Origin of the sequence: Streptomyces sp. NPDC005728, from assembly GCF_040630895.1 — a bacterium.
In the GTDB taxonomy this organism is placed as follows: domain Bacteria; phylum Actinomycetota; class Actinomycetes; order Streptomycetales; family Streptomycetaceae; genus Streptomyces.
Map to the genome: position 1 here is coordinate 61683 of NZ_JBEXYL010000040.1, position 20489 is coordinate 82171.

The following is a 20489-nucleotide window of genomic DNA, read 5'->3' on the forward strand; positions in this document are numbered from 1 at the left end:
CTCACTCCACGCCCCGGATCCGCCCCACCAGCACCGCCCCCGCCAGCCCGATCACGGCCGCCACCAGGTACAGCACCCGGTAGCCGCCGAGGTACGTGACGATCGGCGCGGCGAGGGCGGGGGCCGCCACCTGCGGCAGGGCGTTGGCCGCGTTGATCACGCCCAGGTCCTTGCCCCGGTCCAGCGCCTTCGGCAGGACGTCCGTCATCAGCGCGAAGTCGACCGAGGTGAACACGCCGAAGCCGACCCCGAGGACCGCCGAGGCGACGATCGCGCCCGGCCAGGTCTGCCAGCCGGACAGGGTCGCCGTGGCCACCGCCATCAGCACGCCCGACCACACCACGAACGGCTTGCGCCGGCCGGCCCGGTCCGACCACACCCCGCCCACCACGACGGTCGCCATCAGTGTCAGGCCGTTGACCGCCGTCAGGATCAGCACGCCCTGGTCGGGGTCGGCGTAGTGCAGCCGGTCCCGCAGGTAGTAGAGGAGGTACAGCAGCACCAGCGAGTTGCTGAGGTTGATCAGAAAGCGGGTCAGCCATGCCCAGCCCAGGTCCGGGTGGCGGCGCGGGCTCAGCCAGAAGCCCGCGAGGAAGGTCCGCCGGGACCAGGGCGCGCGGTCGCCCGCCGGCAGGCGCAGATCCTCGTAGCGCCACACGTACGGGAGCACACCGACCACGGTGAACGCGGCGCAGGCCGCATAGCCCGCCCCGGTGCCCCCGGCCGCCGTCGCCAGCCCGGTCCCGCCGACCACCCCGAGGATCTGGGCCGCCCCCAACCAGCCGCCCACCCTGCCCCGTTGGAGCCTCGGAACCCGGTCCGGCACGGCAGCCGTGACCGCCGCGAAGGCCGCGTTCAGCGTCAGCTGGACCAGACACCAGCCCAGCGTCATCGTCCACAGGCCGTCCGCTCGCGCGAGCAGCAGCAGGGCGAGGGCACCGGCCGTCGCACCCGCCACGATCCAGGGGGTGCGGCGGCCCCATCGCGACGTCGTACGGTCCGACAGCGCCCCGAAGAACGGGTTCGCCAGCAGGGAGACCACGGCGCCGACGCCCGTCACCCACGCCAGCATCGTCTCCTTCGACATCCCGGCGCCGGGCGCGAAGTCACCCGCCTGCGAGGCGAGCAGGATCTGCAGCGGGCCGAACCAGCCCACCCATATCGCCCCGTTGGCCAGCGACAGGGCAGCCGTCCAGCCCCGGCCGACCGGCTCGACGGGCTCGGCGAGCGGGTCGGCCGAGGCGCGGGCCATGGTCATCTCTGCGCCCGCAGCACGTCCCGGAACCAGTGGTAGGAGGCCTTCGGGGTGCGCTGCTGGGTCGCGTGGTCGACGTGGACGAGGCCGAAGCGGCGCGCATAGCCCTCCGCCCACTCGAAGTTGTCGATCAGGGACCACACGAAGTAGCCGCGCACGTCCACGCCGGACTCCAACGCCGTGTGCAGCGCCCGGACATGGCCGTCCAGGTAGGCGATCCGGTCCTGGTCGTCGACGCCCTCGTACGAGCAGCCGTTCTCGGTGATGACGACCGGCGGGAGCCGGTCGCCGTAGCGGTCGCGGAAGGTGGTGAGCAGCTCCGTCAGGCCTTCGGGGACGACCGGCCAGCCGAAGTCGGTGACGGGCCGGTCCTCGATCTCCCGGACGGAGAAGGGGAGTTCGGCCGGCATGGTCAGACCGCCGAACTCGATCTCGGTGCCCTGCGGGGCACCCACCCGGGTCGGCGCGTAGTAGTTGACGCCGTACCAGTCGACCGGCTCGGAGATGACCTTCAGGTCCGCGGACACGTCGCCGGGCATCAGGTCGCCGATGCCCTCCGGGTAGGCGCCCAGGATGACCGGCTCGGCGAACAGACGGTTCAGGAGGATGTCGTAGAAGCCCGCCGCCTCCAGGTCCGCCTGCTCCTCGGAGGCCGGCCAGGTCGGGCCGTGGGAGTTGGCGATGCCGATGTCCGTCGCTCCGGCCGCGCGCAGGGCCCGTACCGCGAGGCCGTGGGCGAGGAGCTGGTGGTGGGCGACCGGGAGCGCGTCGAACAGGAGCTGTCTGCCGGGGGCGTGGGCGCCCAGGGCGTGGCCCAGCAGGGTGTGCTCGGCGGGCTCGTTGAGGGTGATCCACTTGGTGACGCGGTCGCCGAGGCGTTCGGCGACGACGGACACGTACTCGGCGAACCGGGCCGCCGTGTCCCGCTCCAGCCAGTCCAGCGAGGCGGGCAGGTCCCAGTGGAAGAGGGTGGGCACGGGGCGCACGCCCGCCGCGCACAGCTCGTCCACCAGACGGTCGTAGAAGTCCAGGCCGCCGGGGGAGTTCACGCGCGGCCAGGAGACGGAGAAGCGGTACGCGTCCACGCCGAGGCCGGCCAGGAGGGCCACGTCCTCCCGGTAGCGGTGGTAGTGGTCGCAGGCCACCGCCGCCGTCGAGCCGTCCTTCACCCGCCCCGGCTCGGCCGTGAACACGTCCCACACGGACGCCTCGCGCTCGTCGGCCGCCCCCTCGATCTGGTGGGCGGAGGTCGAGACGCCCCACAGGAAGCCGGCCGGGAAGCGGGGGATCGGATCGCCTGTATCAGTCGCCATGGCCGGGATCATCCTTACCCCCGGTAACGGAAGTCAACGCCCCGGCGTGAAGTGACGGTCCCGGCTCTGTTCTAGGCGCCTTCCTTCAGGACCCGTGAGATCAACTCCCGCTGCTCCGCGGTCAGTCGGGGATCGGCCGCGTACACCGTCCGGCCGTCCACGGTGATCTCGTAGCTGAAGCCGTCCGGGACCCCGGCCGGGCGGGTGCCCCGGCCGGACGCGAGGGCGCGTTCGGCCAGGGCGTGCCACTCGGCGGCGTCGGGCCGGGCCGAGGTGTCCACCTCGGCCCGGCGCTCGATGCCCGCGAAACCGCCCGTGCGCCGCACTTGGATACGCATGGGTCACTGTCTAGTACGGAACTACAGCGTCCGCACCCCCACCTGGTCCCACGCCTTCTGTACGGCCTGGAGCTCGTCGCCTGCGCCGTACCGCGCGCGGGCCGCCTTGACGGTCAGCGTGGCGAAGTCGGCGAAGCGGGCCTTCTCCGTCAGGTCGCCGCCGGTCAGGACGTCGTACCAGATCTGTCCGGCCCTCTCCCAGGCGTTGCCGCCGATGGCCGTGGCGACCAGGTAGAAGGCGTGGTTCGGGATGCCCGAGTTGATGTGCACGCCGCCGTTGTCGCGGTTGGTGTGCACGTAGTCGTCCATGGTCGCGGGCTGCGGGTCCTTGCCGAGGACGTCGTCGTCGTAGGCCGTGCCCGGCGCCTTCATGGAGCGCAGGGCGGTGCCGGTGACGCGCGGAGCGAGCAGCCCCGCGCCGATCAGCCAGTCCGCCTCGGCGGCACTCTGGCCGAGTGAGTACTGCTTGATCAGCGAGCCGAAGACGTCGGAGACCGACTCGTTGAGCGCTCCGGACTCGCCGAAGTAGGCCAGGTTGGCGGTGTGCTGGGTGACACCGTGGGTCAGCTCGTGGCCGATGACGTCCACCGGAATGGTGAAGTCCAGGAAGATCTCGTTGTCCCCGTCGCCGAACACCATCTGCTCGCCGTTCCAGAAGGCGTTGTCGTAGTCGGTGCCGAAGTGCACGCTCGCGTCCAGCGGCAGGCCCTCGCCGTCGATGGAGTTGCGGCCGTACGCCTTCAGATACAGCTCGAAGGTGGCGCCGAGGCCCGCGTAGGCGCGGTTGACCGTGGCGTCCTGACCGGGCTCGGAGCCCTCCTCGCGGACCTTGGTGCCGGGCAGGTCCTGCTGATGCTCCGCGTCGTAGATGGTGCGGTGCGGCTGGTCGGCCACCGCTCCGGCGGGCGGGGCGACGGCGGGCGCGCCGATCACGGTGGTCAGCCGGCGGCGGGTGCGCTGGTAGGCGTCGTGCTCCAGAGACCGGCGGGCGGGGAGGGAGAGTGCGGGGTCCTCGTTCCGCGCAAGCTTGTCGAGGACGTGCGGCGGCACGATCGTGCAGAAGACGGGCTGGAAGCCCCCGTTGGTCGTCATGCCCGGCACCCTTGCACTGAGTGATGCAGCTGTCACTACTCGCAACCATGATTGGTGAAATACGGTGACATCGGTCTCACTCCCCGTAGCCGAAGTGGTATGGCGCACTTTTTGTCCAATTTGTCCCCGCGGTCCCGCATACTGATACGGGCCCTCGCGGCTCGGGGCGGCTCGGCTAGCATGCGGAGCATCATGCGTTTCGGGCTGCTCCTTCTTAGCTGCCGCGGCGAGGGCCTGTAGTCGAGGCCGACTCCCTCCCCGCGGAGCTTGGCGTTGCGTCGTCGGCCGTCCTTCAGGACACCTCCCAAGGAGCCCCGCACCATGGCGAACCGCCAGCAGCCCAGTTCGATGCCGATCCACAAGTACGGCCGCTACGAGCAGGTCGACATCCCGGACCGCACCTGGCCGGAGCAGCGCATCACCGTCGCCCCCCGCTGGCTCTCCACCGACCTGCGCGACGGCAACCAGGCCCTGATCGACCCGATGTCGCCCGAGCGTAAGCGCCGGATGTTCGACCAGCTGGTCACGATGGGCTACAAGGAGATCGAGGTCGGCTTCCCGGCCTCCGGCCAGACCGACTTCGACTTCGTGCGCTCGATCATCGAGGAAGAGGGCGCGATCCCGGACGACGTCACGATCTCCGTACTGACCCAGGCCCGTGAGGACCTGATCGAGCGGACCGTGGAGTCGCTGAAGGGCGCCAGGCGGGCGACCGTCCACCTGTACAACGCCACCGCCCCGGTCTTCCGCCGGGTCGTCTTCCGCGGCTCCCAGGACGACATCAAGCAGATCGCCGTCGACGGCACCCGCCTGGTGATGGAGTACGCGGAGAAGCTGCTGGGCCCGGAGACGGAGTTCGGCTACCAGTACAGCCCCGAGATCTTCACCGACACCGAGCTGGACTTCGCGCTGGAGGTCTGCGAGGCGGTGATGGACGTCTACCAGCCCGGTCCGGGCCGCGAGATCATCCTCAACCTGCCCGCCACGGTGGAGCGTTCGACCCCGTCGACGCACGCGGACCGCTTCGAGTGGATGAGCCGCAACATCTCCCGCCGCGAGCACGTCTGCATCTCCGTCCACCCGCACAACGACCGCGGCACGGCCGTGGCCGCCGCCGAGCTGGCGCTGATGGCCGGCGCCGACCGCGTCGAGGGCTGCCTGTTCGGGCAGGGCGAGCGCACCGGCAACGTCGACCTGGTCACCCTGGGCATGAACCTGTTCTCGCAGGGCGTCGACCCGCAGATCGACTTCTCCGACATCGACGAGATCCGTCGCACGTGGGAGTACTGCAACCAGATGGAGGTCCACCCCCGCCACCCGTACGTGGGCGACCTGGTCTACACGTCCTTCTCCGGCTCCCACCAGGACGCCATCAAGAAGGGCTTCGACGCCATGGAGGCCGACGCGGCCGCCAAGGGCGTCACCGTCGACGACATCGAGTGGGCGGTCCCGTACCTGCCGATCGACCCGAAGGACGTCGGCCGCTCCTACGAGGCCGTCATCCGCGTCAACTCGCAGTCCGGCAAGGGCGGCATCGCGTACGTCCTGAAGAACGACCACAAGCTGGATCTGCCGCGCCGGATGCAGATCGAGTTCTCGAAGCTCATCCAGGCCAAGACGGACGCCGAGGGCGGCGAGGTCACCGGCTCCGCCATCTGGGCGGTCTTCCGGGACGAGTACCTGCCGAATCCGGACAACCCGTGGGGCCGCATCCAGGTCCGCACCGGCCAGTCGACCACCGACACGGACGGCGTGGACACGCTGACCGTCGAGGCCACCGTCGACGGCGAGGACACGGTGCTGACCGGCTCCGGCAACGGTCCGATCTCGGCCTTCTTCGACGCCCTGCAGTCCATCGGCATCGACGTACGCCTGCTGGACTACCAGGAGCACACGATGAGCGAGGGCGCCTCCGCACAGGCCGCCTCCTACATCGAATGCGCGATCGACGGCAAGGTCCTGTGGGGGATCGGTATCGACGCGAACACGACGCGTGCATCGCTGAAGGCAGTCGTCTCCGCGGTGAACCGCGCGACCCGCTGACCCCTCGCTGACCGGCACTTTCGGGGCCCCGACCGCTGTGAACGGCGGCCGGGGCCCCGTCGCTTATCAGCCAACGCGCCCCTGAGGTCACAGAAAGGTCTCGTACGGGGTACTGACTCAGCCTCCGTGATGTGGCTAACATCACGCCAGCGCGGCGATGTTGCCTGGGGGCACCTCCCGCGCCCTTAAGGCAGTGGGGGAGTTACGGAGGTGCGACGTGCTGCCAGTACGGGGACGAGACGGCCGTGCCACCAGGGCTGTGCGCATCCTGGGCACCCGCACCGCATGGACACCCGTGGGAGACGGCGATTTCTTCTGCCCCGGCTGCGGAGGCGACCGCAACTACCAGCGGCTGACCGGCCGCCGCCGCCTCACCCTCCTCGGGGTGCCCGTCCTGCCGCGCGGGGCGACCGGACCGGTCGTGGAGTGCGCGTCCTGCCGCCACCACTTCGGCACCGACGTCCTCGACCACCCCACCACCCGCCGCTTCTCCGGGATGCTCCGGGACGCCGTGCACACCGTCGCCCTCGCCGTCCTGGCCGCGGGCGGCACCGGCTCCCGTACGGCCCTGGAGACGGCCGCCGGCGCGGTGCGCGCCGCCGGCTTCGAGGACTGCACCGAGGACCAGCTGGACGCCCTGGTGGAGGCCCTCGCCGCCGACACCGGCCGGGTCCTCGGCGGGCCGTGCGGCGCGAGCCTCGCCATAGAGCTGCACGAGGCCCTCGACCCGCTCGCCCCGCACCTCGCCCCGGCCGGCCGTGAGTCCCTGTTCCTGCAGGCCGCCCGCATCGCCCTGGCCGACGGCCCCTACACACCCGCGGAACGCGACGCCCTCACCACGATCGGCGCCGCACTCACCATCTGCGCCGACGACGTGAACCGGCTGCTGGCCGCCGCGCGGACGCCGTCCTGATACTCCCCCGGGAGTAACGGGGCCGCCCGGTCACCCCTCGCAGTAGCACCGAACTCGCCCCCTCGCCCGACGAACGCGCCCCCTCCCAGCGGAAGTCTGGAACCCGTATCCGGACATCCGTTTCCAGAGGGGGCCGATTCATGGGGGCCGCGAGAACACGCAGGACTGACGGGCGGCGGGGACTGCCCTGGCTGGTGCTGGGGCTGTGGGTGGTGCTGCTGGCCGTGGCGGGACCGTTCGCGGCCAAGCTCGCCGACGTCCAGCACGACCGGGCGACCGACTACCTGCCCGCATCCGCCGACTCCACCCAGGTGGCCAGGCTCCAGGACCGGCTGCCGGGCGGCGAGACGACCGCACTGGTCCTCGTCTACCACCGCGCGGGCGGCCTCACCGCCGCCGACCGGACGACGGCCGCACAGCAGGTGGCGACCGTCGCCGACCGCCACACCCTGACCGGCACCCCGAAGGGCATCCCGTCCGCCGACGGCACCACCCTCATGTACCCGGTCACCACCAACGAGCCCGGCACCGACGAGAAGAGGCGCGACACCTTCGTCGACGACGTCCGCCAAGTCGCCCGCGGCCAGGGCGGGCTGACCGTCGAGGTGGGCGGCCCGGCCGCCCTCGCCACCGACGCCTCCGGCGTGTACGCCTCCCTCGGCGGACCCCTGCTCTACACCACGGTCGCCGTCGTCGCGGTCCTGCTGATCCTCATCTACCGCAGCCCGCTGCTGTGGCTGGTCCCGCTCGTCGTCGCCGGGATCGGCGACTTCCTGGCCCGGGCCGCGGCCTACGGCCTCAACCAGGCCTTCGGCACCACCGTCTCCGGCCAGAGCGCCGGCATCATGACGATCCTCGTCTTCGGCGCCGGCACCGACTACGCCCTGCTCCTCGTCTCGCGCTACCGCGAGGAGCTACGCCGCCACGAGCGGCCGTACGACGCGATGCGGGCCGCCCTGCGCGGCTGCGGGCCCGCCGTGCTCGCCTCCTCCGGCACGGTCGCCGCCGGGCTGCTCTGCCTGCTCGCCGCCGACCTCAACTCCAGCCGGAGCATGGGCCCGCTCGGCACGGTCGGGGTGCTGTGCGCACTGGCCGCGATGCTGACGCTGCTTCCCGCCGTGCTGGTCCTGCTGGGCCGCCGCGTCTTCTGGCCGCTCGTGCCCGCCGTCGGCAGCACACCCAAGGCCCGCCGGTCGCTGTTCGCCGCGATGGGCTCCTCCGCCGGGCGCCGCCCGCTGACCGTCCTCGCCTCCGGCGCCGCCCTGCTCGGTGCGCTCGCGCTGGGCACCCTGAACCTGCCCGGACCGGTCAAGCAGCTGGACACCTTCGTCGACCGGCCCGACTCCGTCACGGCCATGGAGACCCTGGCCCAGGCGTATCCGGAGCGGTCCGCGCAGCCCATCGAGATCCTCACCCCGGCGGGCGGCGCCGACGCCGTCCTCGCGGCGGTCCGGGGCACCCGGGGAGTGGCGGGGGCGCGGGAGGGCCGTACCGGCGGAGGCTGGACCGAGATCACGGTGACCGCGTCCGCACCGCCCCAGTCCGCCGCCGAGACCGCCACCATCAAGGAGCTGCGGCACCGGCTCGCCGGCTCCTACGTCGGCGGGCCCAGCGCCCAGCAGCTGGACCTGGAGGACACCGACGCCCGCGACCGGCTGGTCGTCGTACCGATCGTGCTGCTCTCCGTGCTGCTGATCCTGATCGCCCTGCTGCGGTCCCTCGTCGCGCCGCTGATCCTGGTGGCCGCCGTGGTCGCCGTGTGGGGCGCGGCGCTCGGTCTCGGCGGGCTGGTGTTCGGGCCGCTGTTCGGCTTCCACGGCACCGATCCCGGTCTGGGCCTGCTGTCCTTCGTGTTCCTGGTCGCCCTCGGCGTCGACTACGGCATCTTCCTGATGCACCGCATGCGGGAGGAGTCGCTGCGGGGGCGGGAACCGGCCGAGGCCGCACTGACCGCACTGCGCACCACCGGCGGGGTCATCGCCTCCGCGGGCCTCGTCCTCGCCGCCACCTTCGCCGTGCTGACCAACATGGGCCTCGTCCCACTGGTCGAGCTGGGCTTCGTCATCGCGGTCGGCGTCCTGCTGGACACCTTCCTCGTCCGCACCTACCTGGTGACCAGCGCGAGCGTGGCGCTGGCGCGGTGGGTGTGGTGGCCGGGACGGTTGTCCAGGACGCCCGAGGCGCCGAGGACGCGCACACCGGAGCCCGTGGGCTGAGCCCCGTACCGGAAGATGAACCCCGTGCAGGCAACCACCTTCGTTTCCCGACCCCGACCGCCCGCGTCCCTCGATCCTCTGCGGCAGGACGCGTACCTCGCCGTCGGCCTCGCCGCCCTGGCCTCCGTGATCGCGGTGACCGTCGGCAGCGGCAGACACCCGGACGCGCTCGGCTGGGCCCTGCTGCTCGGCCTGCACGTGCCGCTCGTCCGGCGCCGGCGGGCCCCGCTGCCGGCGCTGGCGATCATGATCCCGCTGATCGCGGTGTACCACGCGCAGGACTACAACCACTCCGCGCCGACCGCTGCCTCCATGGTCGTCCTGTACACGGTGGCGGTGCGCAACGGGCCCCTGCGCACGGCGGTCATCGGCTGCGCCGTCATCGCGCTCATGATGGTCCTCAAGATCGGCCACGGCATGGCCGGGCTCGCGGTGTCCTTCCAGATCACCGGCTGGATCGTCTCCATGCTCGTCCTCGGCGGCTACATCCGCGTCCACCGGGAGAACGCGGCCGCGGCCGTCGAGCGCGCCGAGCGGGCCGAGCGCACCCGCGAGGAGGAGGCCCGCCGCCGGGTCGCCGAGGAACGCCTGCGCATCGCCCGCGACCTGCACGACCTGCTCGCCCACAGCATCACCCTGATCGGCGTGCAGACCTCGGTCGCCGCTCACGTCCTGGCCGCCGACCCCGGCCGGCTGGACCGGGCCGCCGTCGCCGGTGCCCTGGACGACATCGCGGAGACCTGCCGCACCGCCCGCGGTGAACTCCGTACGACGCTGGAGGTCCTGCGCGATCCCGGTACGCCGGACGCCCGCGGCCCGCTGCCCGGCCTCGACGGCCTGGCCGACCTCGCCCGGACGACCGCGGGCGCCGAGGCGAAGCTCACGGTCGCCGCGGACGGGGTGCCGCCCGCCGTGGGGGCCGCCGCCTACCGGATCGTGCAGGAGGCGCTCACGAACGCCGTACGGCACGGCGGCCGGGACGACCTGACCGTGCAGGTACGGGTGTTCGAGGAAGAGGGCGCCCTCCGCGTCCAGGTCACCGACGACGGCGCGGGCGCGGGCGCCGGCACGCCCGGATACGGCCTGCTCGGCATGCGGGAGCGGGCGCGCAGCGTCGGCGGCACGGTGACCGCCGGGCCGCGCACGGACGCGCAGGGCTTCGAGGTGACGGCCGTACTGCCCCTGGGAGGGCCGAGATGATCCGGGTGCTGCTCGCCGACGACCAGACGCTCGTACGGGCCGCGTTCGCGATGCTCGTGGAGTCCGCGCCGGACATGGTGGTCGTCGGCCAGGCCGCCACCGGCCGCGAGGCCGTCGACCTCGCCCGCACCGAACGCGCCGACCTGGTGCTGATGGACATCCGCATGCCCGACCTCGACGGCATCGAGGCCACCCGCCTGATCGCCGCCGACGAGGACCTGGCCGGGGTGAAGGTGCTGGTCCTCACCACCTACGACACCGACGAGAACATCGTGGACGCGCTGCGCGCGGGCGCCTCCGGGTTCCTGGTGAAGGACACCCGTCCGGGTGATCTGCTCGAAGCCATCCGCACGGTCGCGGCGGGCGAGGCGCTGCTCTCCCCGGGGCCGACGGCACGGCTGATCGAGCGGTTTCTGCGCAGCCCCTCCGCCCCGGCGACGGGCGGTCCCGAGTGCCTGTCGGACCGGGAGCGGGAGGTGTTGACGCTGGTCGCCCGGGGCCTCAACAACACCGAGATCGCCGAGGCGTTGGGGCTGAGCCCGCTCACCGCGAAGACCCATGTGAGCCGGATCATGGGCAAGCTCGGGGCCCGCGACCGGGCCCAGCTGGTCGTCGTGGGCTACGAGTCGGGGCTGGTGATTCCGGGCAGCATGGATGCGTGACGCCGCTCCACCGCACGCTCCTCACCACGCTCGCGCTCCTCACCTCACTCACCGCCCGCCTGCCCGCCCACGCGGCGCCCGGCTGCACCTCCTCGGTGCCGTACGTGTCCGGCGAGGGCGGCTACCACACCTACCGCATCCCTGCCACCGTCAGGACCGCACGCGGCACCGTCCTGGCCTTCGCCGAGGGCCGGCACGACGGCGCGGGCGACAGCGGGGACATCGACGTGGTGCTGCGCCGCTCCGCCGACGGCGGCTGCACCTGGGGTCCGCCGGCTGTGGTGGCCGCGGGGGACGGGGACACCCGGGGCAACCCGGCGCCCGTGGTCGACCCGCGCTCCGGCGCCGTCGTCCTCGTCACCTCGTACAACAGCGGGGCCGTGACGGAGGCTCAGATCATGCGGGGCGAGGCCACCCCGGAGCAGAGCCGCCGGGTGTTCGTGCAGCACAGCCTGGACGACGGCCGTCACTTCACACCTCCGCGGGACATCACGGCCCAGGTGAAGCGGCCGGGCTGGCGCTGGTACGCGACCGGTCCCGGGCACGCGGTCGCCCTGACCCGGGGCCCGCACGCCGGCCGCCTGCTGGTCCCCGCCAACCACTCCGCCGCCCCGCCCGCCGGCTCCCACGACACCGGTGCGGAGGCCAGGTACTACGGCGGCCACGCCCTCTACAGCGACGACCTGGGGCGCACCTGGCATCTCGGCTTCGTGGACGACACCTACGACGGCATGACCAACGCCAACGAGACCAGCGCCGCCCAACTCCGGGACGGCCGCCTGTACTTCACCGCCCGCGACCAGAACGGCAAGGCTCCGGGCAACCGCCTCGACGCCTACTCCGGCGACGGCGGCCGGACCCTGGAGCGGCCCTACGCCGTCCAGCCCACCCTGAACGACGTACCGGTGGTCCAGGGCAGCGTGCTCCAACCGGTCGGCCCCAAGGCCCCGTTGCTGCTCTCCGCCCCCTCGGTGCCCACGGCCCGCCGCGCGATGGCCCTGTGGTCCAGCACGGACGAGGGCCGGACCTTCACCAAACTCCAGACCCTCTCGGCCCACTGGGCCGCGTACTCCGACCTCGTCCAGGTGAGCCTCGACACGGTCGGCGTCCTGTACGAGACAGGTGCGAAGGGCACCTACGACACGATCGAGTTCCGGCGGTTGCGGCTGCCCTAGGCCAGACGCCGGTGGCTGGGCCTTTCCTGTCTGTGGTGGGAACCGTTGTGGATGCGGCGGCAGTTGACCGTTCTTTGCTCATTGTTGATCGGGTAGACGTTGCGTGCGTCAGTCCGCGCATGTGAGCATTAAAGGTCGTTCACTGAATGAAATCAGCCGAGCGTATCAAGACATTCCACTGAGGGGGGAAGGCGCTGTGGGCAGCGCTGAGCCGACGGGATCGCCGGGGGCGACGGGCGAGACCGATGTGCATTCGCCCAGGTCGGCACTTGCAGACATCGCGGAGCAGACAGTTCTGCATACGGGCAGTGCGTCACTTCCTCCTGCTGAGGGCCTCTCTGAAGTCGATCCGCAGCCGGAGCCCGACGTATTTGCTACCGCCAAGCAGTCCGTAGTGGGGCCCGGAGCCACGGACGGGCCCGCATCAACGGCGACCCCGGAATCCGCAGCCGCACAGCCGGGCGACCGGCTGGAAGAGCCGCTCTCCGAGGAGCAAGCCGTCCGACTGAAGCTTCACCGGCGCCGCTTCCGCGCGCTGCTCGGCGAGTTCCGACGCCGCCGCGTCCTCGTCCCCTACGGGGAGAACGGCGCCGCCCTGACGGTGGAGACGCACGGGGCACGGTGGCTGCTCGCGTTCACCGACGAGGTCGCGCTCGGGCGGTACGCGAGGGCACGCGGAGACGGCGACCGTACCTGGCGGTACCGGGCGGTGTGGGGTGCGGCGGTGCTGGACGCCGGTGTACCGGCGGTGGCCGAGGCCACCGGGCTGCCGTGCGGGGTGCTGCTGGACGCCGGCGACGGCGAGCGGGGAACGGTGCTGCCGCCGGTCGTCGGCATCGTGCCGGAGGCGGTCGCAGTGGACGGGCCGGCCAGGGGCGTGGGAAGCGGAACGGGGGAGGAGCGGCAATGACCACACCGAGCGGGGGCGGCCAGCCGGATCTGCGGGTGCAGGGGCTGAAGTCGATCGCCGAGGGGATCAACAAGGCGCTGAGCGAGATGGATTCGCTGGGTGGGATGAAGGGCTGGGCGGGCGCGGGCCGCGGCTTCACCGGCCTGGAGATGGACGGCATGGACGTCGGCGACGACCAGCTGGGCGCGATGCTGCACACCTTCTGCGAACGCTGGCAGTGGGGAGTGCGCGATCTGATGCAGGAGGGCAACGCGCTGGCCGAGGGGATGGGGCTCGCAGCAGGAACCTTCCACCAGACGGACGAGTACGTGAAGGGCTCGCTGAAGGTCGCCTACAACTCCGTGGTCGGGGACCCCTTCGCCTCCAATGAGCAGGTGGAGAAGGAGAGCGTGGACCAGATCAACCACGCCGCGGCGACGACGGGTTACGGCGCCAAGGACCGCGAGAACCTGGTGAACTCCGTGAAGCAGACGGGGAAGGGCGCGATCAAGGACGTGGAGACGAGCGAGGGCGCGCCGGGCAGTCCGATCCCGATCACGCCGTCGATGGTGCGGGACGTGGCCGGGTCGGGTGACGACAACTGATGTCGCTCACGGGGAAGTTCAACAGTGCCCTGGGGTCGCTGAAGTCCGGCTACGACCATGTCAAGCGGACGACGGGCCATGTCATCGACGAGGGCGCCCACGGTGTGGGCGACGCGCTCGACTACGTGGGTGCGCATGGCGCGGCCGACAAGGTCGACGACTGGGGCGACTCCACCGCGTCCAAGCTGGGCGCGCACGTGGACGAGCAGCAGCTGGACGAGACCGAGGACCCGAAGGAACTCATCCACGGCAACCCGGCGAAGCTGCGCGAGACGGCGGGGCACCTGCAGAACTTCGCGCAGGCCTTCGGCGCCGTCGCGTCAGGCATGCAGAATCTCGACTCGTCGGACTTCAAGGGCGAGGCCGCCGACACCTTCCGCAAGAAGTTCGCCACGCACCAGGTCAAGTGGCGTCAGGCCGGTGAGGCGTGCGGGGATGCGGCCTCGGCCTTGGAGAACTTCGCGCACACGGTGGAGTGGGCACAGGCCCAGGCGCGGGAGGCGGTGGCGAAGTACCGCGAGGGCAAGTCCGTCTCCAAGGCACACCAGCAGAAGGTGGAGACGTACCACCACGCCGTCGACGCGGGCTCGAAGGACCCCGGGCCGAAGCCCTCGGAGCAGGACCCGGGCGACGAGGCCAAGCACGCGGCCGAGCAGATCCTGGCCGCCGCAAGGCGCCAGCGCAGTCACCTGGCCGCAGAGGCCGCTGACCGGTTCAAACTCGCTCTGCAGCACGCTCCCCGTGAGCCGTCGGCCCTGAACCAGCTGAAACTCGACGGTGCCGACGCCTGGGACGCCGCCAAGACGGAGGACATGCGGTTCTTCGGCGGCTTCATGCGCGGACTCGGCGACCTGAACAACCTGGCCCGCAACGCCAACCCGCTCGATCCGTACGCGATCACGCACCCCTACGAAGCGCTCCAGGCCAAGGTGGAACTCCTGGGCGGTGCCGTCCACATGGTCACCCACCCCACCCAGACCGCCGACCACCTCTGGAACTCCTTCCTCCAGGACCCGGGCGGCGTCGGCGGCGAACTCGCACCCCAGTTCCTGATCCCGGAGGCGGGGGCCGAGGGGGTCGCTGTCGACGGTGTCCGGGTCGCGGAAGACGGGGTGAGGGGGGCGGAGGAAGCGGCTGCCGGAGGACGCGGGGCAGCTGAGGGAGAGGCGGCGAATTCCGAAGGGAACGCCGCCCGGGAGGGGGTGAACGACGACCCGCCGGCGACCTCCCACGACGAGAACAGTACGGAGAGCAAGGGCACCGACCCGATCAACCTCGCCACCGGCAAGATGTACCTGCCGCAGACGGACGTCACCCTCCCCGGGGTACTGCCCCTGGTCCTGAAGCGGCGAGTGGAGTCCGGCTACCACCTGGGCCGCTGGTTCGGCCCGTCCTGGTCCTCCACCTTGGACCAACGGCTCGAGATCGACGCCGAGGGAGTCGTCTTCGTCACGGAGGACGGCCTGCTCCTGGCGTACCCGCACCCGGCGCCCGGCCTGCCCACTCTTTCCAGCCACGGCCCTCGCCGGCCGCTCGACCGGGTGGACGGCGGCTACACGATCACGGACCCCAGGACACACCGCACCTGGCACTTCGCCGACCGAGGCGAAACCCTGGCGGTGCTGGAGCAGATAGACGACCGCAACGGCAACTGGATCACGTTCGAGTACGACGCGGAGGGCACTCCTCTCGCAATCGTCTCCAGCAGCGGCCAGGCCGTCCGCGTCAGCACGGAGGCCGGCCGCATCACCGCCTTCCACCTGGCCGCGACCGGCGAGGAGCTGAAGCGCTACGGCTACACGGACGGCGACCTCACGGAGGTCTACAACTCCTCGGGCCTGCCGCTCCGATTCACCTACGACGAGGCCGGCCGTATCACCTCCTGGACGGACACGAACGACCGCGGCTACACGTACGCGTACGACGACCGGGACCGCTGCATAGCCGAGGGCGGCTCGGCGGGGCACATGGCCCTGAGCCTGACGTACGGGGACCCGGATCCGGAAACCGGCCTGCGGACCACGACGGCGACGACGGGTGAGGGCCACACCCGTCGCTACCTGGTCAACAGCGCCTGGCAGGTGGTCGCGGAGACCGACACCCTCGGCGGGACCACCCGATACCACCGCGACCGCTACAACCGCCTGCTCTCCCAGACAGACCCGCTGGGCCACACGACGACGCTCGGCTACGACGACGAAGGCAACCTGACTTCGGTCGTCCGTGCGGACGGCCGCGAGTCGAGAGCGGAGTACGACGAACTCGGCATGCCGGTGAGGGTGGTCAACCCCGACGGCACGGTGGTCCGTCAGACCTACGACGAGCGCGGCAACCGCACTTCGGTGACGGACCCGGCGGGCCAGACGACCGGCTTCACCTACACGGAGGCCGGCCACCTCACCTCCGCGACCGACCCTCTCGGCAACACGACAAGGGTCGTCTGCGACCGCGCGGGCCTCCCTCTGGAGATCACGAACCCGCTGGGCGCGACCACCCGCTACGAGCGTGACGCTCTGGGCCGCCCGACGGCGATCACAGACGCCCTCGGCGCAACGACGTGCCTGGAGTGGACGATCGAGGGTCAACTGGCCCGCCGTACGGCCCCGGACGGCACATCCGAGTCCTGGACGTACGACGGCGAGGGCAACTGCACGAGCCACTCCGACCCGATCGGCGGAGTCTCCCGCTTCGAGTACACCCACTTCGACCTGCTGACGGCACGAACGGGCCCGGACGGGGTCCGCTACGAGTTCGACCACGACGCGGAACTGCGCCTGACGAAGGTCACCAACCCGCAGGGCCTGACGTGGACGTACGAGTACGACGCGGCAGGCCGTCTGGTGACGGAGACGGACTTCGACGACCGCACGCTGACCTACGCCTACGACTCCGCGAGCCGCCTCGTCTCCCGCAGAAACGCTCTTGGCGAGGTGGTGTCCTTCGAGCGCAACGAACTGGGCCAGGTGACCCGCAAGGACGCGGCGGGCCGGATCACGACCTACGCCTACGACTTCACCGACCAGCTTGCTCAGGCCACCGGCCCGGACGGCACCACCCTCACCCTCCTCCGCGACCGCTACGGCCGCCTGCACTCGGATTCGGTCAACGGCCGCACACTGACGTACACCTACGACGCACTGGGCCGCCGCATCGGCCGCACGACCCCCACTGGCGCCCAGACCACCTGGTCGTACGACGCCGCCGGCCGCCGCGCCGGCATGGTGGCCTCGGGCCGCGCCATCAACTTCACGTACGACGAAGCGGGCCGCGAACTGGCCCGCCACATAGGCGAGACGGTCACGCTGGAGCACTCCTTCGATGCGTTGGGCCGCCTGACGACCCAGTCAGTGACAGGGGCGGAGGGCCGCGCGATGCAACACCGGGCGTACACCTACCGTGCCGACGGCAACCTGATGAGAATCGACGACCAACTGTCCGGCTCCCGCCGCTTCGACCTGGACACAACGGGCAGGGTGACAGCGGTCCACGCGGCGGGCTGGACGGAACGGTACGCGTACGACGAGGCGGGCAACCAGACCCAGGCGTCCTGGCCGACCAATCACCCAGGGCAGGAGGCAGTCGGCCCGCGCACCTACACAGGCACCCGCATCACCCGCGCAGGCAACGTCCGCTACGAACAGGACGCCCTGGGCCGCACCACCCTCCGCCAGAAATCCCGCCTGTCCCGCAAACCGGACACCTGGCACTACGAATGGGACGCCGAGGACCGCCTGACGTCAGTCGTGACCCCAGACGGCACACGCTGGCGCTACACCTACGACCCCCTGGGCCGCCGCACGGCGAAGCTTCGCCTGGCGTCGGACGGCGGAACCGTGGTCGAACGTGTCGACTTCACGTGGGACGGTACAACGCTCTGCGAACAGACCACGACGTCCCCCGGCCTCGCCCACCCGGTCACCCTCACCTGGGACCACCAGGGCCTACGCCCTCTCACCCAAACAGAACGCATCGCGGCAGCCGATGCCCCCCAGGACGAAATCGACTCGCGCTTCTTCGCCATCGTGACGGACCTGGTCGGCACCCCCAGCGAACTCATCGACGAACACGGCGACATCGCCTGGCACACCCGCAGCACCCTATGGGGAACGACGGCGTGGGCGGCCAACAGCACGACGTACACACCGCTGCGATTCCCGGGGCAGTACTACGATCCCGAAACCGGGCTCCACTACAACTACTTCCGCCACTACGACCCCGAAACCGCCCGATACCTGACGCCTGACCCTCTCGGACTCGCACCTGCCCCCAACCCAGCTGCCTACGTTCACAACCCACACGTATGGAGTGATGTCCTGGGATTGGCGCCAGAGTGCCCTCCTAAAGCAGAAGGCAACTCAACATCTGGCTTGCAGCGCCGGATTGCGAACACGGGCCCCTTCTCCGAGCTGCAGGTTCCAATGCAGAAGCGGGTAGTGCATCAAATGGCTGAGCAGGCTGGTGTTGGACTCGAGGGGGTGAAGGTAAAGATTAATCGGGATACGGATCTGATCGGCCGTGGACTATACGGGCACACATCGCCCGACGGAACGATCACACTATATCCCGACGCCTTCACCTCTGCAGAGGACTTGGTGCGAACGATTGGGCACGAGCGAATGCATGTGATGCAGGTTGATTTGTACGGTCGTGCATCATCGCTAGAGCAAGAAGCCGCATGGGAGCGGGCCGCCTATGGTTCAGAGGACCAGTTCTGGAACTACTACAACGGGAGGTTGGCTGATGGCTAATCGAACCGCCTGGTTGAAGGCGCTGTCTAGGCTGAACATTAGTGCCGAGAGGGGCGCAGAGGAACCGTGCCCTAACTGCGGGCGAATCCAACTAAGGAATCGATATATCGTAAACCCTGAAAGTCGTCTAGGGTATGTCCTAGTGTGGTGCGAGGCATGTCTACACGGCGTCTCTGTATCTCGGGTGCGAGCTCCCGACGGAGCACCTATCTGGCCAATGGAAGACCCAGCTTCGGTCGCTGGCATCCCAATCTTTGAGCGGGATGATTAAGCCGGATGGAGGGAAGCTGCCATATCTGCCCCGCCAACAGGCTCCGCGCTGTGCGGAGCACCTTGGCGTGCTCGTGCCGCTATGCAGGGCCTCAGCAGGCTTGGGGAACTTGCCTGGTTCAAACTTCCGGAAGAGTATAACCATGCGTACGGATACCGCCACGTGCCATACATGGGGTGGCGCTACACGTCTCCCCAAGAAGGCATCGCGCAATATATCGAGGATGCGGTGAGAGGGGCTCCCACTCAGGTTTCGTGGGAGCTCAACAGGAGTAGAAGGAACTTGATCCTACTGCCAAGCAGAATTTTGCGCGAAGCTCAGGGGATCGAAAGTCCCGCTTTCGCAGACGCCGTCCACTCCGTCAATGTTCACGACCAGGAGTTCTACCTCAAAGGCGCTATCTGATTTCGAGCGCATCGTCCTGCCGGGATTGACGAACTTCCCGGCAAAGGTGAAGTGGGGTGCAGTCTCTTTGGCTGATCTGGTTCGATTGACTCGCGATCTGATCGAATCGACTTGCGAGGAAGGTGCTTCAAGGATCCCGGATCCGGTGCGAGACTTCATCGAAGAAATCTCATTCGCCGAACCTGAGGATATCCTTTCTGCTTTGCGTGATGTGCTGGCGGAGGATTGGATGGCGATGCCGGTTTGGGCTCGTAATCTAGCTTATCGACTTGCTTGCTTGCAGCGTCCTGATGACCCCGAGTTGTTGCGTGAAGCGGCAGCCGACCTGCTCTCTTTTGGTCCTGATTGGGATGACTTCGCAGAGGATTTGAAAGCGAGAGGGGTGCAATTGAGGAATTGACTGTAATTCTCGCGGTCGTTCATGAGGTCAGAAGCTTGAAACGTCCCCCATGTTGGTTAGGAATGAGAAGCGTTGACTCGGAAGGGAAACCATGTCGATCTGACGGGACTGCAGCTGTGCGCAACTCTGCTGGCCACTGGTCGAATTTTCGGTGTCGGGCTCGGATCTGCGGTGACAGAAGTGGATCGGGCCCTCGCGGGGGAATATGTTGAGGAACTCGGTGGCAGCGGAACCGGCATGCGTAGGGACTACGGGCTGATCGAGATTTCTTTGACGAAGACGGACGAGGACAGGTGGGTTTTGGCGGGTGTTACCCTCGAACTGCATCGCCTGCCGGGCGGCCCTGACCTTCTTCGTGAAATCCGGGATTATTCAGGCGTGCCCTTTGATGGATATACGTCCTGGCTTGAGCTGAAAGATGAGTTCCCGACCTCCGTGTCTCACCCTTCACTGCAGTGCGCACGGCAGGGGGATTTTCTGGAGTACCGGAAGATGGATGTCAAAGTGTCGGTCTTCGTTGTCAACGACAACGCGGAGCGCGATGAATGGCCCGGCCAGGGTGATGTGTGGAGCATTGCGCTTGGATGAGGTGTCGAGGCCCGTCAGATGCTGCTGTCCGAGCCGGCATTCCCTTCCTGTGACCGGGCCTGGCGGGTGGTGAGCCCGGCCCACACACTCCTCTCGCTCCCTCACGTCTCGGTGAACAGCTCCGCCGCGTCCGTGGCGCGCACCGCCCGCTGGGCCCAGACCTCAAGCTGGTCCAGGTCTGTACACGCCTCCACGCGCTCACGGACAGTGTCGGTCACCTGAATGCCTCGCCACTGCAGGATGTGGAGGATCATCTCGGCCTTCGCATCGGCCCGACCCAGTTCCCGGCCTTGCTCCCGTCCCTCCTCGCGTACTTGCTCGGCCAGGGGGTGTCGCCAGAAGTACTGGATCGCCGTCATCAGATCCCTCCACATCT

At 69.6% G+C, this 20489-nt stretch carries 15 protein-coding genes and 1 pseudogene; 11 read left to right on the top strand and 5 right to left on the bottom strand.

The genetic code is table 11. The features are described 5' to 3' along the window. Window position 1 precedes the first annotated feature (1 nt). From ABZ471_RS25775 to ABZ471_RS25790, 4 genes are all read right to left on the bottom strand, one after another. Complete coding sequence (locus ABZ471_RS25775) at window positions 2–1258, bottom strand: MFS transporter (RefSeq protein ID WP_359069324.1); 1257 nt, start codon at window positions 1256–1258, stop codon at window positions 2–4. After that, window positions 1255–2568: a GH1 family beta-glucosidase gene (locus ABZ471_RS25780; protein ID WP_359069326.1), complete on the bottom strand. Its 1314-nt coding sequence runs from the start codon at window positions 2566–2568 to the stop codon at window positions 1255–1257. Before ABZ471_RS25780 ends, ABZ471_RS25775 begins: the two co-directional genes overlap by 4 nt. Before the next feature lie 71 nt (window positions 2569–2639). After that, on the bottom strand, window positions 2640–2906 hold the full coding sequence (locus ABZ471_RS25785) for a protealysin inhibitor emfourin (protein ID WP_359069328.1): 267 nt from the start codon (window positions 2904–2906) through the stop codon (window positions 2640–2642). Window positions 2907–2927: 21 nt separating this feature from the next. After that, a complete protein-coding gene (locus ABZ471_RS25790) occupies window positions 2928–3998 on the bottom strand; it encodes a M4 family metallopeptidase (protein ID WP_359069329.1) in 1071 nt (356 codons plus the stop codon). A 321-nt stretch (window positions 3999–4319) separates the two neighbouring features. Here ABZ471_RS25790 and leuA point away from each other — a divergent pair, with 321 nt between their 5' ends. The 11 genes from leuA (at window position 4320) to ABZ471_RS25845 (ending at window position 20113) form a co-directional block, all read left to right on the top strand. Then, entirely contained in the window at window positions 4320–6041 is a 1722-nt protein-coding gene (gene leuA, locus ABZ471_RS25795; protein WP_359069331.1) for a 2-isopropylmalate synthase, read from the top strand. A gap of 217 nt (window positions 6042–6258) precedes the next feature. After that, window positions 6259–6954, top strand: a complete 696-nt coding sequence (locus tag ABZ471_RS25800; RefSeq protein ID WP_359069333.1) for a TerB family tellurite resistance protein — start codon at window positions 6259–6261, stop codon at window positions 6952–6954. Between the two features lie 140 nt (window positions 6955–7094). After that, the gene (locus tag ABZ471_RS25805; RefSeq protein WP_359069334.1) at window positions 7095–9170 is read left to right on the top strand and encodes an MMPL family transporter; all 2076 of its coding nucleotides are present in this window, start codon (window positions 7095–7097) and stop codon (window positions 9168–9170) included. A 15-nt stretch (window positions 9171–9185) separates the two neighbouring features. Then, window positions 9186–10370 carry a histidine kinase gene (locus ABZ471_RS25810; RefSeq protein ID WP_359069336.1) on the top strand — a complete coding sequence of 395 codons (1185 nt, stop codon included), beginning with the start codon at window positions 9186–9188 and terminating at the stop codon, window positions 10368–10370. Beyond that, window positions 10367–11032 carry a response regulator transcription factor gene (locus tag ABZ471_RS25815; RefSeq protein WP_359069338.1) on the top strand — a complete coding sequence of 222 codons (666 nt, stop codon included), beginning with the start codon at window positions 10367–10369 and terminating at the stop codon, window positions 11030–11032. Before ABZ471_RS25810 ends, ABZ471_RS25815 begins: the two co-directional genes overlap by 4 nt. Further along, complete coding sequence (locus tag ABZ471_RS25820; protein ID WP_359069339.1) at window positions 11029–12207, top strand: sialidase family protein; 1179 nt, start codon at window positions 11029–11031, stop codon at window positions 12205–12207. The genes ABZ471_RS25815 and ABZ471_RS25820 overlap by 4 nt, the downstream gene beginning before the upstream one ends. Before the next feature lie 394 nt (window positions 12208–12601). Next, complete coding sequence (locus ABZ471_RS25825) at window positions 12602–13117, top strand: hypothetical protein (protein ID WP_359069340.1); 516 nt, start codon at window positions 12602–12604, stop codon at window positions 13115–13117. After that, window positions 13114–13701, top strand: coding sequence for a hypothetical protein (locus ABZ471_RS25830; protein WP_359069342.1), 588 nt, complete (start codon window positions 13114–13116; stop codon window positions 13699–13701). The genes ABZ471_RS25825 and ABZ471_RS25830 overlap by 4 nt, the downstream gene beginning before the upstream one ends. Continuing rightward, window positions 13701–18449, top strand: coding sequence for a putative T7SS-secreted protein (locus ABZ471_RS25835; protein WP_359069344.1), 4749 nt, complete (start codon window positions 13701–13703; stop codon window positions 18447–18449). Before ABZ471_RS25830 ends, ABZ471_RS25835 begins: the two co-directional genes overlap by 1 nt. A 635-nt stretch (window positions 18450–19084) precedes the next feature. Next, complete coding sequence (locus ABZ471_RS25840) at window positions 19085–19525, top strand: hypothetical protein (RefSeq protein ID WP_359069345.1); 441 nt, start codon at window positions 19085–19087, stop codon at window positions 19523–19525. Window positions 19526–19597: 72 nt separating this feature from the next. Then, window positions 19598–20113: a hypothetical protein gene (locus ABZ471_RS25845; RefSeq protein ID WP_359069346.1), complete on the top strand. Its 516-nt coding sequence runs from the start codon at window positions 19598–19600 to the stop codon at window positions 20111–20113. Between the two features lie 101 nt (window positions 20114–20214). Here the strand turns inward: ABZ471_RS25845 and ABZ471_RS25850 are convergent. Continuing rightward, window positions 20215–20489: pseudogene (locus ABZ471_RS25850) on the bottom strand (hypothetical protein); the annotation flags it as partial.

What these genes read in the sequence shown, in the direction of transcription:
- leuA (WP_359069331.1), top strand. Translation starts at nt 4,320, where the DNA reads ATGGCGAACCGCCAGCAGCCCAGTTCGATGCCGATCCACAAGTACGGC.
- ABZ471_RS25790 (WP_359069329.1), bottom strand. Translation starts at nt 3,998, where the DNA reads ATGACGACCAACGGGGGCTTCCAGCCCGTCTTCTGCACGATCGTGCCG.
- ABZ471_RS25830 (WP_359069342.1), top strand. Translation starts at nt 13,114, where the DNA reads ATGACCACACCGAGCGGGGGCGGCCAGCCGGATCTGCGGGTGCAGGGG.
- ABZ471_RS25835 (WP_359069344.1), top strand. Translation starts at nt 13,701, where the DNA reads ATGTCGCTCACGGGGAAGTTCAACAGTGCCCTGGGGTCGCTGAAGTCC.
- ABZ471_RS25840 (WP_359069345.1), top strand. Translation starts at nt 19,085, where the DNA reads ATGTTCACGACCAGGAGTTCTACCTCAAAGGCGCTATCTGATTTCGAG.
- ABZ471_RS25775 (WP_359069324.1), bottom strand. Translation starts at nt 1,258, where the DNA reads ATGACCATGGCCCGCGCCTCGGCCGACCCGCTCGCCGAGCCCGTCGAG.
- ABZ471_RS25810 (WP_359069336.1), top strand. Translation starts at nt 9,186, where the DNA reads ATGAACCCCGTGCAGGCAACCACCTTCGTTTCCCGACCCCGACCGCCC.
- ABZ471_RS25815 (WP_359069338.1), top strand. Translation starts at nt 10,367, where the DNA reads ATGATCCGGGTGCTGCTCGCCGACGACCAGACGCTCGTACGGGCCGCG.
- ABZ471_RS25785 (WP_359069328.1), bottom strand. Translation starts at nt 2,906, where the DNA reads ATGCGTATCCAAGTGCGGCGCACGGGCGGTTTCGCGGGCATCGAGCGC.
- ABZ471_RS25805 (WP_359069334.1), top strand. Translation starts at nt 7,095, where the DNA reads ATGGGGGCCGCGAGAACACGCAGGACTGACGGGCGGCGGGGACTGCCC.
- ABZ471_RS25780 (WP_359069326.1), bottom strand. Translation starts at nt 2,568, where the DNA reads ATGGCGACTGATACAGGCGATCCGATCCCCCGCTTCCCGGCCGGCTTC.